This window comes from Streptomyces sp. NPDC051136, from assembly GCF_044455745.1.
Lineage (GTDB): Bacteria > Actinomycetota > Actinomycetes > Streptomycetales > Streptomycetaceae > Streptomyces.
In genome coordinates this window covers 208,708-222,676 of sequence record NZ_JBITFE010000009.1, presented here as the reverse complement: position 1 = coordinate 222,676, position 13,969 = coordinate 208,708, and the positions used below count along the sequence as shown (strand labels likewise).

12 protein-coding genes are annotated in these 13,969 nt (G+C 73.3%); 8 read left to right on the top strand and 4 right to left on the bottom strand.

The genetic code is table 11. The annotated features are described in order from the left end of the window. Positions 1-45: 45 nt before the first annotated feature. From ACIBCJ_RS25955 to ACIBCJ_RS25920, 8 genes are all read left to right on the top strand, one after another. Positions 46-1,413, top strand: a complete 1,368-nt coding sequence (locus tag ACIBCJ_RS25955; RefSeq protein ID WP_362100639.1) for a sensor domain-containing protein — start codon at positions 46-48, stop codon at positions 1,411-1,413. Between the two features lie 308 nt (positions 1,414-1,721). Beyond that, the gene (locus ACIBCJ_RS25950) at positions 1,722-2,381 is read left to right on the top strand and encodes a response regulator transcription factor (RefSeq protein ID WP_275898184.1); all 660 of its coding nucleotides are present in this window, start codon (positions 1,722-1,724) and stop codon (positions 2,379-2,381) included. A 267-nt stretch (positions 2,382-2,648) separates the two neighbouring features. Next, positions 2,649-4,586 carry a 2-oxoacid:acceptor oxidoreductase subunit alpha gene (locus ACIBCJ_RS25945; RefSeq protein WP_365980407.1) on the top strand — a complete coding sequence of 646 codons (1,938 nt, stop codon included), beginning with the start codon at positions 2,649-2,651 and terminating at the stop codon, positions 4,584-4,586. Then, positions 4,579-5,637, top strand: a complete 1,059-nt coding sequence (locus tag ACIBCJ_RS25940) for a 2-oxoacid:ferredoxin oxidoreductase subunit beta (RefSeq protein ID WP_362100634.1) — start codon at positions 4,579-4,581, stop codon at positions 5,635-5,637. The genes ACIBCJ_RS25945 and ACIBCJ_RS25940 overlap by 8 nt, the downstream gene beginning before the upstream one ends. Before the next feature lie 183 nt (positions 5,638-5,820). Further along, positions 5,821-6,675 (top strand): SDR family oxidoreductase, encoded by an 855-nt coding sequence (locus tag ACIBCJ_RS25935; protein ID WP_365980406.1) that lies wholly within the window; start codon positions 5,821-5,823, stop codon positions 6,673-6,675. A 144-nt stretch (positions 6,676-6,819) separates the two neighbouring features. Continuing rightward, positions 6,820-7,875: an EamA family transporter RarD gene (gene rarD / locus ACIBCJ_RS25930; RefSeq protein ID WP_365980405.1), complete on the top strand. Its 1,056-nt coding sequence runs from the start codon at positions 6,820-6,822 to the stop codon at positions 7,873-7,875. A gap of 39 nt (positions 7,876-7,914) precedes the next feature. Next, a complete protein-coding gene (locus tag ACIBCJ_RS25925) occupies positions 7,915-8,385 on the top strand; it encodes a VOC family protein (protein ID WP_362100626.1) in 471 nt (156 codons plus the stop codon). Positions 8,386-8,553: 168 nt separating this feature from the next. Continuing rightward, positions 8,554-9,507: a M28 family metallopeptidase gene (locus ACIBCJ_RS25920; protein WP_362507423.1), complete on the top strand. Its 954-nt coding sequence runs from the start codon at positions 8,554-8,556 to the stop codon at positions 9,505-9,507. Between the two features lie 81 nt (positions 9,508-9,588). On the opposite strand, the gene ACIBCJ_RS25915 is transcribed toward ACIBCJ_RS25920, so the two are convergent. The 4 genes from ACIBCJ_RS25915 to ACIBCJ_RS25900 all read right to left on the bottom strand — a co-directional run bounded on the left by ACIBCJ_RS25915 (position 9,589) and on the right by ACIBCJ_RS25900 (position 13,952). Then, positions 9,589-11,067: a tetratricopeptide repeat protein gene (locus ACIBCJ_RS25915; RefSeq protein WP_365980404.1), complete on the bottom strand. Its 1,479-nt coding sequence runs from the start codon at positions 11,065-11,067 to the stop codon at positions 9,589-9,591. Positions 11,068-11,264: 197 nt separating this feature from the next. Continuing rightward, positions 11,265-11,531 (bottom strand): hypothetical protein, encoded by a 267-nt coding sequence (locus ACIBCJ_RS25910; RefSeq protein WP_365980403.1) that lies wholly within the window; start codon positions 11,529-11,531, stop codon positions 11,265-11,267. A gap of 409 nt (positions 11,532-11,940) precedes the next feature. Continuing rightward, positions 11,941-13,242 (bottom strand): tetratricopeptide repeat protein, encoded by a 1,302-nt coding sequence (locus tag ACIBCJ_RS25905; RefSeq protein WP_365980402.1) that lies wholly within the window; start codon positions 13,240-13,242, stop codon positions 11,941-11,943. An 8-nt stretch (positions 13,243-13,250) separates the two neighbouring features. Then, positions 13,251-13,952: a hypothetical protein gene (locus tag ACIBCJ_RS25900; protein WP_362100613.1), complete on the bottom strand. Its 702-nt coding sequence runs from the start codon at positions 13,950-13,952 to the stop codon at positions 13,251-13,253. Positions 13,953-13,969 lie beyond the last annotated feature (17 nt).

The following is a 13,969-nucleotide window of genomic DNA, read 5'->3' as shown; positions in this document are numbered from 1 at the left end:
GTACGACAGCACAGCCGTAGGGCGACGAGGAGAAGGACGGCACCGATGGCCACGGAATACGGACAGGGTTACGGGCTCGGGGACGGGTCCGGCTTCCCCGGGGACACCGGAGCGCGGCGCCACCGGCTGCCGGCCGGGCTGCGCGCACCGTTCGAGGCGCGCAGCTGGCGGGAGTTCGGCTACGTCCTGGTGGGTCTGCCGGTCGGCATCCTGCTCTTCACGTACGCCGTCACCATGGTGTCGCTGGGGGCGGGCCTGCTGGTGACGTTCCTCGGCGTGCCGGTGCTGGCGGCGGCGCTCGCCGGGTGCCGGGGCTTCGGGGCGATGGAGCGGGCCCGGGCCCGGGCGCTGCTGGGGCTGCGGGTGTCCGACCCGGAGCCGCTGCGGTTGAAGAAGCAGGGCGCGATGGGCTGGATGGGGGCGGTGCTCAAGAGCGGCGCCTCCTGGCGGAGCCTGCTGTACGCGCTGCTGCAGTTCCCGTGGTCGGTGTTCTCCTTCGTCGTCGCCCTGAACGTCTGGGCGGTCGGGTGGGCGATGCTGACCTACCCGCTGTGGTTCTGGGTGTTCCCGATGTACGCGGGCCAGGAAGGGCTCCAGCTGTACGGCGACGAGACGCACCGGATCTACCTGGACAACCCGTTCGAGATCACCGTGACGGCCCTGGTGGGGCTGCTGTTCACGCTGGCGACGCCGTGGCTGGTGCGGGGGCTGACGACGGTGGACCGGGTCATGGTGCACGGGCTGCTGGGGCCGTCCCGGCTGGCGACGCGGGTCGTGGAGCTGGAGTCGGACCGGGGGGTCGTGGTCGACACGGCCGCGGCCGACCTGCGGCGCATCGAGCGCGACCTGCACGACGGGGCACAGGCCCGCCTGGTCAGCCTCGCCATGGACCTGGGACTGGCCAAGGAGAAGCTCAAGGAGGACCCCCGGGCCGCGGCCGTCATGGTGGACGAGGCGCACGGCGAGGTGAAGACGGCGCTCCAGGAGCTGCGTGACCTGGCCCGCGGCATCCACCCCGCGGTCCTGACCGACCGGGGTCTGGACGCGGCCCTCTCCTCGGTCGCCTCCCGCTGCACCGTGCCGGTGCGGGTCGAGGTCGATCTGGCCGAGCGGCCGGCGTCGGCGATCGAGGGCATCGCCTACTTCACGGTCTCGGAGCTGCTCCAGAACATCAGCAAGCACGCGCGGGCCACGTCGGCCGCCGTGGAGGTGTGGCGGGCGGAGAACCGGCTGATGCTCCAGGTCGTGGACAACGGCGTGGGCGGTGCGAACGCGTCGTCCGGGTCCGGGCTGGCCGGTCTGGCGGAGCGGCTCGACGCGGTGGACGGAATCCTCGTGGTGGACTCGCCGGCCGGCGGGCCGACGCGGATCACGGCGGAGCTGCCGTGGCGGAACGAGCCGGTGACCCGCTGATCCGCGCCGCGCTGCGCCCGGCCCGGTGCCGACTCCGGGCCGGGCGCACGTGCCGTCGTCCGCCGCCCGCCCGCTTCCCCCGGCCTCCTCCCCCAGGCCGACGGGACCGGGACGGCGGGGCGGGCCGACGGCCCGGGAGGCCGGGGCCGGCTCGCAGGACTTCCCCGTCCCTTTCCGCCGCCTGTCGGCGCCCGGCCCCGAATACTGGAATGCTGGACCCGTCGCACGGACGGTCTGTGGACGCGGCGTGGGCCGCGCGGACCGTGAGGTGCACGGGCTGTGGGGGGCCGAGGATCGTGGAGGACAGGGTGCGGGTGGTCATCGCCGAGGATTCAGTGCTGCTCCGAGAGGGGCTGACCCGGTTGCTGACCGACCGCGGGCACGAGGTCGTCGCCGGTGTCGGTGACGGTGAGGCGCTGGTGAAGACCATCACCGAGCTGGACGCGCAGGGCGAGCTGCCGGACGTGGTGGTGGCGGACGTACGGATGCCGCCGACGCACACCGACGAGGGGGTGCGGGCCTCGGTGCGGCTGCGCAAGGCGCATCCCGGTCTCGGCGTGCTGGTGCTGTCCCAGTACGTGGAGGAGCGGTACGCGACGGAGCTGCTGGCCGGCTCCAGTCGCGGCGTCGGCTACCTGCTCAAGGACCGGGTGGCCGAGGTGCGGGAGTTCGTGGACGCGGTCGTGCGCGTGGCGCAGGGCGGTACGGCCCTGGACCCGGAGGTGGTCGCCCAGCTGCTGGGGCGCAGCCGCAAGCAGGACGTGCTCGCGGGGCTCACCCCGAGGGAGCGGGAGGTGCTCGGGCTCATGGCCGAGGGCCGGACGAACTCGGCGATCGCCCGTCAGCTCGTGGTGAGTGACGGGGCCGTCGAGAAGCACGTCAGCAACATCTTCATGAAGCTGGGCCTGTCCCCGAGCGACGGTGATCACCGCAGGGTGCTCGCGGTGCTCACGTATCTCAATTCCTGACACGGGCGGCCCGTGCCTCGGGAGCACGGGCCGGTTCAGCGGTGTGGACGCTCATCCGGACGAATGAGAATCCGGTGCGGGCGGGGGTGCGCCCCCACCGTGCCGGGGGCCGGGGAAGCCGTGCGGTTCCCGGGCCGCGGACCTCTCGATGTCGTGTCCATCATGCGAATGTCCACCGGAAGTCACGGTGCGCGGACGTAGGGTTGATCCTGGGACGGTCGGTGGAAGACCAGTCCCCGGACAGCCGTCCCGAGGGAGGTCCAGTAAGTGACCAGCCAGGTCAGCAGCCCAGCGGAGCAGACCGACGGAACCGACGAGACCGTCGTGGGAGCGCAGCGCAAACCGGCCGGAGCCAAGGACGTCCGCCGGCTGGACCGGGTGATCATCAGGTTTGCGGGTGACTCGGGCGACGGTATGCAGCTCACCGGCGACCGTTTCACCTCGGAAACGGCCTCGTTCGGCAACGATCTGTCGACGCTGCCGAACTTCCCGGCCGAGATCCGGGCACCCGCCGGCACCTTGCCGGGCGTCTCCTCCTTCCAGCTGCATTTCGCCGACCACGACATCCTCACGCCGGGCGACGCCCCCAACGTGCTGGTGGCGATGAACCCGGCCGCGCTGAAGGCGAACGTCGGCGACCTGCCGCGCGGCGCGGAGATCATCGTCAACACGGACGAGTTCACCAAGCGGGCGATGCAGAAGGTCGGTTACGACACCTCCCCGCTGGAGGACGGGTCTCTCGACGGCTACCACCTGCATCCGGTGCCGCTGACCACCCTGACCGTCGAGGCGCTCAAGGAGTTCGACCTCAGCCGCAAGGAGGCCGAGCGCAGCAAGAACATGTTCGCGCTCGGGCTGCTGAGCTGGATGTACCACCGGCCCACCGAGGGCACGGAGAAGTTCCTGAAGTCGAAGTTCGCGAAGAAGCCCGACATCGCCGCGGCCAACATCGCGGCCTACCGGGCGGGCTGGAACTTCGGGGAGACCACGGAGGACTTCGCGGTCTCCTACGAGGTGGCGCCGGCGGCGACGGCGTTCCCGCCCGGCACCTACCGCAACATCTCCGGGAACCTCGCCCTGTCCTACGGCCTGATCGCCGCGTCCCGGCAGGCGGACCTGCCGCTCTTCCTCGGCTCGTACCCCATCACCCCGGCCTCGGACATCCTGCACGAGCTCTCCCGGCACAAGAACTTCGGCGTGCGGACCTTCCAGGCCGAGGACGAGATCGCCGGGATCGGCGCGGCGCTCGGCGCGGCCTTCGGCGGTTCGCTGGCGGTGACGACGACGAGCGGTCCGGGTGTGGCGCTCAAGAGCGAGACGATCGGGCTCGCGGTGAGCCTGGAGCTGCCGCTGCTGGTGGTGGACATCCAGCGCGGCGGCCCTTCCACGGGTCTGCCGACCAAGACGGAGCAGGCCGACCTGTTGCAGGCGATGTACGGGCGCAACGGCGAGGCGCCGGTCCCGGTCGTCGCCCCGCGCACCCCGGCCGACTGCTTCGACGCCGCCCTGGAGGCGGCCCGGATCGCGCTGACGTACCGCACGCCGGTCTTCCTCCTCTCCGACGGTTACCTCGCCAACGGGTCCGAGCCGTGGCGCATCCCCGAGCCGGACGAACTGCCGGACCTGGCGGTGCGGTTCGCGCAGGGACCGAACCACACTCTGGACGACGGCTCCGAGGTGTTCTGGCCGTACAAGCGCGACCCGCACACCCTCGCCCGTCCCTGGGCGGTGCCGGGCACGCCCGGTCTTGAGCACCGGATCGGCGGCATCGAGAAGCAGGACGGCACGGGGAACATCTCGTACGACCCGGCCAACCACGACTTCATGGTCCGCACCCGCCAGGCCAAGATCGACGGCATCGACGTCCCCGAGCTGGAGGTCGACGACCCGGACGGCGCGCGGACGCTGGTGCTGGGCTGGGGCTCCACGTACGGGCCGATCACCGCCGCCGTGCGCCGGCTGCGCGCCGCGGGCCAGGAGATCGCCCAGGCGCACCTGCGGCACCTCAACCCCTTCCCGCGCAATCTCGGGGCCGTGCTGGAGCGGTACGACAAGGTGGTGGTCCCCGAGATGAACCTCGGTCAGCTCGCCACCCTCGTCCGGGCGAAGTACCTGGTCGACGCCCAGTCGTACAACCAGGTCAACGGCATGCCGTTCAAGGCGGAACAGCTCGCCACCGTCCTGAAGGAGGTCATCGATGGCTGACACCGACGCACTGCTCCAGCTCGTCCCCCGGGCCGAGGGCAAGCAGTCCATGAAGGACTTCAAGTCCGATCAGGAAGTGCGCTGGTGCCCCGGCTGCGGTGACTACGCCATCCTCGCCGCCGTGCAGGGCTTCATGCCCCAGCTCGGGCTGGCGAAGGAGAACATCGTCTTCGTCTCCGGCATCGGCTGCTCCTCCCGCTTCCCGTACTACATGAACACCTACGGGATGCACTCCATCCACGGCCGTGCCCCCGCGATCGCGACCGGGCTCGCCGCCTCGCGCCGGGACCTGAGCGTGTGGGTCGTCACCGGGGACGGCGACGCGCTGTCGATCGGCGGAAACCACCTCATCCACGCCCTGCGCCGCAACGTCAACCTCAAGATCCTGCTGTTCAACAACCGGATCTACGGCCTGACCAAGGGGCAGTACTCCCCGACCTCCGAGGTCGGCAAGATCACCAAGTCGACGCCGATGGGGTCGCTGGACGCGCCCTTCAACCCGGTCTCCCTGGCTCTCGGTGCGGAGGCCTCGTTCGTCGCCCGGACCGTCGACTCGGACCGCAAGCACCTCACCGAGGTCCTGCGGCAGGCGGCCGACCACCCCGGCACGGCCCTGGTCGAGATCTACCAGAACTGCAACATCTTCAACGACGGTGCCTTCGACGCCCTCAAGGACAAGCAGCGGGCCGAGGAGGCGGTGATCCGGCTGGAGCACGGGCAGCCGATCCGTTTCGGCGCCGACGGGGCCAAGGGTGTCGTACGGAATCCGCACACCGGTGACCTGGACGTCGTCACCGTGACCGCGGACAACGAGGGGGACGTCCTGGTCCACGACGCCCACGCCGCGTCCCCGACCACGGCCTTCGCGCTCTCCCGGCTCGCCGACCCCGACACGCTGCACCACACGCCCATCGGCGTCCTGCGCTCGGTCGTGCGGCCGGTGTACGACTCGCTCATGTCCGAGCAGCTCGACACGGCAGTCGAGCAGAACGGCAAGGGCGACCTCGCCGCGCTGCTCTCCGGCAACGACACCTGGACGGTCGTCGGCTGACAGGAGCGCCGTCACCGCATGTCAGAGGGGCCCGGACGTTCCCGTCCGGGCCCCTTCGGCTTGCGCGGCGCACTGGCGCCTCACCCAGAGGTAAGTACCTTACTTTGAAGTGGGCACTTTCCTCCAGTTAGCGCACCCCTTAGGGTTAGTGAAGCAACGAACCCCACAAGGAGCGCGGAAACCATGAGCATCGTCGTCACCGGAGCCACCGGACACCTCGGCCGCCACGTCGTGCGGCAACTGCTGGAGAAGGTGCCGGCCGACCAGGTCACCGCGGTCGTCCGGGACCGCGACCGGGCCGCCGACCTCGCCGCCCTCGGGGTACGGCTCGCCGTCGCCGACTACAACGCGCCCGAGACCTTCGACGGCCTGTTCGCGGCCGGCGACCGGGTCCTGCTGATCTCCGGCAACGAGTTCGACAAGGGACGCGTACGGCAGCACACGGTCGTGATCGACGCGGCGAAGAAGGCCGGCGTCGCCCTGCTCGCCTACACGAGCGCCCCCAGCAGCCTCCGGGCCGCGCTCGCCGACGACCACCGTGCCACCGAGGCGGTGCTGGTCGGCTCGGGCGTGCCGTACACGCTGCTGCGCAACGGCTGGTACCACGAGAACTACACCGAGCAGCTCGCGCCGGTCCTGGAGCACGGCGCCGTCGTGCAGGCGGCCGGCGACGGCCGGGTCTCCTCGGCCTCCCGCGCCGACTACGCGGCCGCCGCCGTCGCCGTACTGACCGGCGAGGGCCACGAGAACACCGCGTACGAGCTGGGCGGCGACGAGGCGTGGAGCTTCGCCGAGTACGCGGCCGAGCTGAGCCGGCAGACCGGCGAGGAGATCGTCTACAACCCCGTCTCCCTGGAGACCTACACCGGCATCCTGACCGGCGCCGGGGTGCCCGGGCCGCTCGCGGACGTCTTCGCGGGCGTGGACGCCGCCATCGCCAGGGGCGAGCTGGTCGTCTCCACCGGTGACCTGTCCCGGCTGGCCGGACGCCCGACGACGCCGTTCGCGGAGGCCGTCGCCGCCGCACTCAAGGGCTGACCTCCCCCCTCTCGCCGCCGCACCCACCTCGCCTGTCATGACCGTATGGCGATACGGGCATGACAGGCGGCCGGGTGCGGCGCTACCTTCGTCGTGGCACGCCCTCCCCGTCCCCGGCGTGCCGTGTGCGAGAAGGAGGTGCCCGTGGCCGGGTCGTCCAGAAGTGATCAGCGAGTGGGCCTGCTGAACGGCGTCGCGGCGTACGGGATGTGGGGTCTCGTGCCCCTGTTCTGGCCGTTGCTCAAGCCCGCCGGGGCGGGTGAGATCCTCGCCCACCGGATGACGTGGTCCCTGGTCTTCGTCGCCGTCGCCCTGCTCTTCGTACGGCGCTGGGCCTGGGCCGGCGAGCTGCTGCGGCAACCGCGCAGGCTCGCCCTGGTCACGGTCGCCGCCGCGGTCATCACCGTCAACTGGGGCGTGTACATATGGGCCGTGAACAGCGGCCATGTCGTCGAGGCCTCGCTCGGGTACTTCATCAACCCGCTGGTCACCATCGCGATGGGCGTGCTCCTGCTGAAGGAGCGGCTGCGGCCCGCGCAGTGGGTGGCGGTCGCCACCGGCTTCGCCGCCGTGCTCGTGCTGACCATCGGCTACGGCCGGCCGCCGTGGATCTCCCTCTGCCTCGCCTTCTCGTTCGCCACCTACGGACTGGTGAAGAAGAAGGTCGACCTGGGCGGCGTCGAGTCGCTGGCCGCCGAGACGGCGATCCAGTTCCTGCCGGCGCTCGGCTACCTGCTGTGGCTTGGCTCGCGGGGCGAGTCGACCTTCACCACGGAGGGCTTCGGGCACTCGGCCCTGCTCGCCGCGACCGGCGTGGTCACCGCGGTCCCGCTGGTCTGCTTCGGCGCAGCGGCGATCCGCGTGCCGCTGTCCACGCTGGGGCTGTTGCAGTACCTGGCGCCGGTCTTCCAGTTCCTGCTCGGCATTCTGTACTTCGGCGAGGCCATGCCGCCCGAACGGTGGGCCGGCTTCGCACTGGTCTGGCTGGCGCTGAGCCTGCTCACCTGGGACGCCCTGCGCACGGCCCGCCGGACGGCGCGGGCGCTGAGGGAGCAGCTGAACCGGGCGGGCGCGGGCGTGCCGCCGGTCAAGGGCGACATCGCGGCGCGGGAGCAGGGCATCGTGGCCTCCGGGTCGCCGGCCCCCGCCGCCGCGGGCGGCACGCCCGAGCAGCGGGACGTCAGGGCGGCGAAGCCGTAACCCGGCGCGCGGCACCGGCCGCGTCGTATAAGTGGGGGCATGACTTCTGCCCCGGGGCCCGCTCCCCTGCATTTCAAGATCGTCATCGACGCGGCCGCACCGCACGCGCAAGCGGACTTCTGGGCCGCGGCGCTCCACTACGAGGTGGAGGACAACAGCGCGCTCATCGAGAAACTGCTGGGCTTCGGGGCGGTGCCGGCGGAGCTGACCGTCGAGTCCCACGGCCGCCGCGCCTGGCGCGACCTGGCCGCCGTACGGCACCCCGACGACCCCGTGCAGGACGAGAGCGGCACCGGACTGGGGCGGCGGCTGCTGTTCCAGCGCGTGCCGGAGGCCAAGACCGGCAAGAACCGGCTCCACCTCGACGTGCACTCCGCGGACGGACGGCGCGAGGCGGAGGTGGCCCGGCTGGAGGCGCTGGGGGCGAGCGTGCAGCGGCAGGTGAAGGAACCCGGCGGGGAGTGGGTGGTGATGACGGACCCGGAAGGGAACGAGTTCTGCGTCCACTAGGGCGTCCCGCGTCCCGCCCGGGGCGCGACCGGCAGGCCTCCGGTATGTGCGACCCGGTGGCCGAATACCGGTCTTGACGGGAGGTCAGTGCCGCCCGCACCATCCAGGCACCTCATTCACTGCGGGGTCCCCTCCCCAGGGACCCCCTAGGAATTCGGAGCCCCCCACATGAAGCTCCTCCTTTCCGGGCGTGCGCTGACAGCCGCCGCCGTCGCACTCGCCGCACTGGTGACCGGCGGTTCGGCCGCCGGCGCGGCGCCCGCGCCGGCGGCGGACCAGGCAGCCGCCGCGCCCGACATATCCATAGCCAACGTCAAGGCCCACCTGGCGCAACTGCAGTCGATCGCCACGGCGAACGGCGGCAACCGCGCCCACGGCCGCGCCGGATACCAGGCCTCGTTGAACTACGTGCAGGCCAAGCTGGACGCGGCCGGCTTCACGACCCGCGTCCAGCGGTTCACCGCTTCGGGCCGCACCGGGTACAACCTGATAGCCGACTGGCCCGGCGGCGACGCGAATCAGGTTGTCATGGCCGGGTCACATCTGGACAGCGTCACCTCGGGACCCGGCATCAACGACAACGGCTCCGGTTCCTCCGCCGTCCTGGAGACCGCGCTCGCCGTCGCCCGCTCCGGCTACCACCCCGCCAAGCACCTGCGCTTCGCCTGGTGGGGCGCGGAGGAGCTGGGGCTCGTCGGCTCCCGCTACTACGTCAACAGCCTCGGCTCCGCCGACCGCGCGAAGATCAGCGGCTATCTGAACTTCGACATGATCGGCTCGCCCAACCCCGGTTACTTCGTCTACGACGACGATCCCGCGATCGAGCAGACGTTCAAGGACTACTTCGCGGGCATCGGCGTCTCCACGGAGATCGAGACCGAGGGCGACGGCCGTTCCGACCACGCGCCCTTCAAGAACGCGGGGGTCCCCGTGGGCGGCCTCTTCAGCGGCGCGGACTACCGCAAGACCTCCGCGCAGGCCGCCAAGTGGGGCGGCACCGTGGGCCAGCCGTTCGACCGCTGCTACCACTCGTCCTGCGACACGACCGCCAACATCAACGACACGGCGCTGGACCGCAACAGCGACGCCGTCGCGTACGCGGTCTGGCAACTGTCGCAGTAGGGCCACGGCGGCCCCGCCCCCGCGTCGGGGCGGGGCCGCCCGCCCTGACGCCGCCCGCCTGATGCCGTCCGGTCCGCCGCGTCAGCCGGCCTGGGCGCCGACGCGCCGGGTGAGGCGGCCCATGCGGGTGCGGGCGGACTCCAGCTCGCCGGCGTCCTCGGCGGCCGGGCCGTCCTCGGCGGCGAGTTCGTCCCACAGGCCGACCAGTTCGTGCCCCAGCTCGAGGCCCCGGGCGGGATCGCGTACGGCGCGCCAGGCGGTCGCCGCGCTCTGGACGTTGCCGTACGCGGCCTCGGCGTCGCCCGAACGCCGGTGTATCCGGGCGAGGTCGAGGGAGAGCGCGAAGGCGCGGTCCGGGTCGCCGGACAAGTAGGCGATGTAAGCGGTGAGTTCCCGGAGCCGGAGCACCTCGGGGTGCTCGGCACCCAGCGTGTCCGAGGTCTCCGTCACCGTCTGCTCCGCCAGCCGTGCCGCGTCCTCCGTACGCCCCTCCTTGACGGCCTCGTTGATCCGGGCCGTCGGCTCCGCGAGCAGCGCGGGGGCGGTGGCGTCGCCGGGCGCGGTGAGCGGTCCGTCCCCGAGCACGGCCTCGGCCACGGCGTCGAACCCGCGGGCGGGGGTGGGCTTGGGGTCCGGGTCGGAGGAGGAGTCGGGGCGGGGGCCCAGTTCCGTGACGGGGGCGGGCCTAGGTTCGGGAGCGGAGGCGGCGTCCGACCCGGGTGCCGGGGCCGGCTGGGGTGCCGGGGCCGGCTGGGGTGCCGGGGCGGGCTCGGGATGCCGCTGCCGTTCCGTGTCCCGCGGTGCGGCACCGGGCGCGCCGGCACCGTCCATGCGGGGCGGCGGCCCGAACACCCCCGTCGGCGGCGCCACCGTGCCGGGCGGCGTCGTCCCTCCGGCCGGTTCCGGCACGGCGCGCAGCGCGAACGTCGGTGCGGACTCGGCACCGACGCGCTCCCCTCCCGTCCGGGACAGGGCCGGGAGCGGAAACGTCGGGGCGCTGTCCCGGACCGGTGCCGGGGGGCGCAGGAGGCGCGTCTGCGAGTCCCGCCGCACAGGCGCCTCCTCGGGTGCCGGCGGGCGCAGGACGTGCGTCTGCGAGTCCCCCCGCACAGGCGCCTCCTCGGGTGCCGGCGGACGCAGTACGTGCGTCCGCGAGTCCCCCCGCACGGACGCCTCCTCGGGTGCCGGCGGACGCAGTACGTGCGTCTGCGAGTCCCGTCGGACCGCTGCCTCCTCGGATGCCGTCGGCTCCGGGTCGGCGGCGAGGTGGCTGGCGCCGTCCGGGTCGACCCGCAGGGGGACGGAGTAGCCGATGCGCCGGTCGTGGACGGTGGCGAGGACCGGGTGGCCGGCGGCGAGGGCGAGCCGGTGGAGGCGGTTCAGGACGGCGTGCTGGATCTCCTCGCCCGGGGCCGCGACGACCAGTGAACCGTCGACCGAAGCGCCGCGTACGCCGGGGCCCCCCGCCGGCACGCGCACGTCGATCGGCGTCGCCACGGAATCGGGCGAGCGCTCGGCGCGCTCGTGCTCCCGTTGGTTGTCGCTGCCGAGTCGAGACATCGTTCCCCCACTCATCGGCGGCTTCCGTCGGCGGTTTCCGTCCCCTGCCGTCCAGAGCCTGTCATGCCTGTCGTGCACCTACCGTCGAGTCTCTCTGCCCGCTCCCGATTCTCACGTCACCGGGGTGTCACAGGCTCGTTCCAGGTGCGAGGGAGCCGTCGGCGAGGCCGCCCGGCCGCCGACGGCCCCCCGGTGGATCAGCGACCGGACGGGCCGCGGCCGGACGGGGGCGAGAACGCCGGTGATGCGGGGCGCGAGGCCGCGGGGGCCGTCCTGAGGGTGTTCGCACGGGCCGCGGACAGGCCGGTGAGGTGGGCGGGGACGGTGGTGGTGAGGCGGGCCGCCACGACCCGGGGCATGCCCGCGGCCCGGGACAGGTCGCCCTGGACCTGGGACCGGAGCAGCGCGGTCCGCGCCAGCTGGGCTCCCTGGTCCCCCGCCGCGGGCGCTCCCGACGTACTCACGACCGCGCGCACCGCCGCGGGACGTACGGGGATCGGGGCGGCGCCCGAGGCGGGCGTCCCGGGCGCTCCGCTGCCCGCCGAGCGCAGCGCCGACGCCCGGGAGGCGCCGGGCGGCACCTCACCGTCGCCGGCGCCGTGCCCTCGTCCGGACCGATCCCGTCCGGGTCGGGCCCGGCCGCCGGGCGTGACGGTGCGCCAGCTCGCGATTCCGGTCAGCTCGTTGAACGTCACCTCGACGCGGGGGCGCGGCGAGCGCCTCAGGGCCGCCTCGCGCCGAGGGCTTCGACGCCGTTCCTCGGAGGGAGGCGTGGCCGCCGCCGGGCGGGGCCGCACCGGTGGGCCCGGACGCGCGGCGGGGCCCGGCGAGGGCGGCGTCCTGGAACGGCCCCCGGCGGGATCCGGGGCGGTGTCACCGGCCCTGCGCATGCGGTCCCTCCGATTCCCCCCGGCCGCCGGTCACGCCGCGCGCCCGTTCGGCGAGGCGGCCCATCCGGGCCCGGACGGACTCCAGCTGCGAGGGATCGGCGGCCGCGGCGCCGCCGGCGGCGGCCATGTCGGCCCACAGCGCGATCAGTTCGTGCCCGAGGGCCAGCCCCAGTGCGGGATCCCGCAGCGCCCGCCAGGCGGCCGCCGCGCTCAGCACGTTGCCGAAGGCCGCCTGGTCGTCGCGGCCCCGGCGGACCCGGGCCAGCGCCATGGAGAGCACGAAGGAACGGTGGGCGTCGCCCGCCAGGTAGGCGATGTAGGCCGCGAGTTCGCGCAGCTGCAACACCTCGGGGTGCTCCGCGCCCAGCCGCTGCACCGCGGAGGCGATGGTCTGCTCCGCCATGGTGGCGGCCGACTCGATCCGGCCCATGCGCACGGCCTCGTTGATGCGGTGCACGGGCTCCGCCAGCAGGGACGGGGTCCTGACGTCCGCCGGCGCCGGTTTCCCCGGTGCCGGTGCCGCCGGTGCCGGTGCCGCCGGTGCCGTGCGCCCGGGCGGCCGTTCCTCGGCCCGCACCTCGGACGGGGCCTCGGCCCGCACCTCCGACGGGGCCTCGGCCCGTACCTCGGACCTGACGTCGGCCCGCTCCTCGGACCACGGGGCCGGCGTCGTCTCCGGCGGCGCGATCGGCGTGGGCGGCGGGGGAGGCGGGGTCCCTTCGGACGTGCGCTCCGTCGCGAGCGGTTCACCGGGAGCCGGGTCGGGCACGGCGCGCAGGGCCCTCGTCGACTTGTCCCGGACGGGCCGCGCCGACGCCGGGACCGCCGTGAGCGGCATGGTCGAGGGCTGCTCGCGCGCGACCGGGTGCTCGTCCGGCACGGCCGCGGCCGGCAGCCCGCCGACCGCCTGCGCGCGTACGGAGGCGTGTTCCTCGGCCACGGCCCGGGCGGCCGCCATCACGTCACGGGGCAGCGGCACGGGCTCCCCGGCGAACGCGCTGGAGCCGTCCGCCTCGACGCGGACCGGCGTGAGGTAGCCGATCCGCTCGTCGTTCACGGTGGCCGACACGGGGTGGCCGGTGGCGAGCACCAGGCGGTGGAGATAGTCCAGCACGGCGCTCTGGACGCTCTCGCCGGAGCCGGCGGCGACCGGCAGGCCGCCCACGGTGGCCCTGCCGTCGACCGTGACGTGCACCTCGATGGGCTTGAGTCCGGAGGCGGGGGCCTGTTCCGGCTCGGCCTGGTTCTTCCGCCGCTTGTTCTCGCTGCGACTGAATCTGGGCATCGGTTCCCTCACTGCCTGGAATCGTCGGACGGTGACCCCGCGGAAGCCGGCGTGCTCGGCGCGGGCGGTCTCGCGGCCTCGACCACCGTCACGTCGTCCACGCGCCACGGATCACCCACGCCCGCGCGGACCAGTTTGACGTAGGCGTTGAGACGCGGTCCGGCGCCCTCCCAGCCGTCCCGGCCGTGGGCGGTGCCGGACACGACCAGGGACCGGTAGGCGATCCGTTCGCCGTCCGGCGGGGCGTCGTCCTCGAGTTCACTGCTCACGTCCACCGTGGTCCAGGCCCGGTGGCCGGCCCAGGTGGTCCACTCGTTCCCGGGGCCGCTCGCGGGCCGGTACTGACGCTCGGCCGCCGCCTTGCGCTCCGTGCACCAGCGGACGCCGCGCAGCACCGCGTCCTGGGGACTCGTGTCGTACGCGGTGTCGTAGCCGTAGGTCGTCTCGGCCCAGGCTTCGGAGACCGCCGTGGCGTCGTCCTCGTCGACGACCCCGGTGTCGGGCACGTGCGCGTCGGGTCCCAGCGGCTTCCCGGGCGGTACCGGGGCCTTCGGGGCGACGGACGGCTGCGCCGATCCGGTGCCGCCGCTGCCGGACCCGGTCTCGCGGTGGTCGGACAGCCCGCACCCGCAGAGCAGGGCGAGGCCGGTGACCACCGCGAGCGCGCCGGTCGCGGACCTGTGCAGGGCCCGTGCGGAGCGTTTTCCCATCGTTTCCCCCCTGGCCT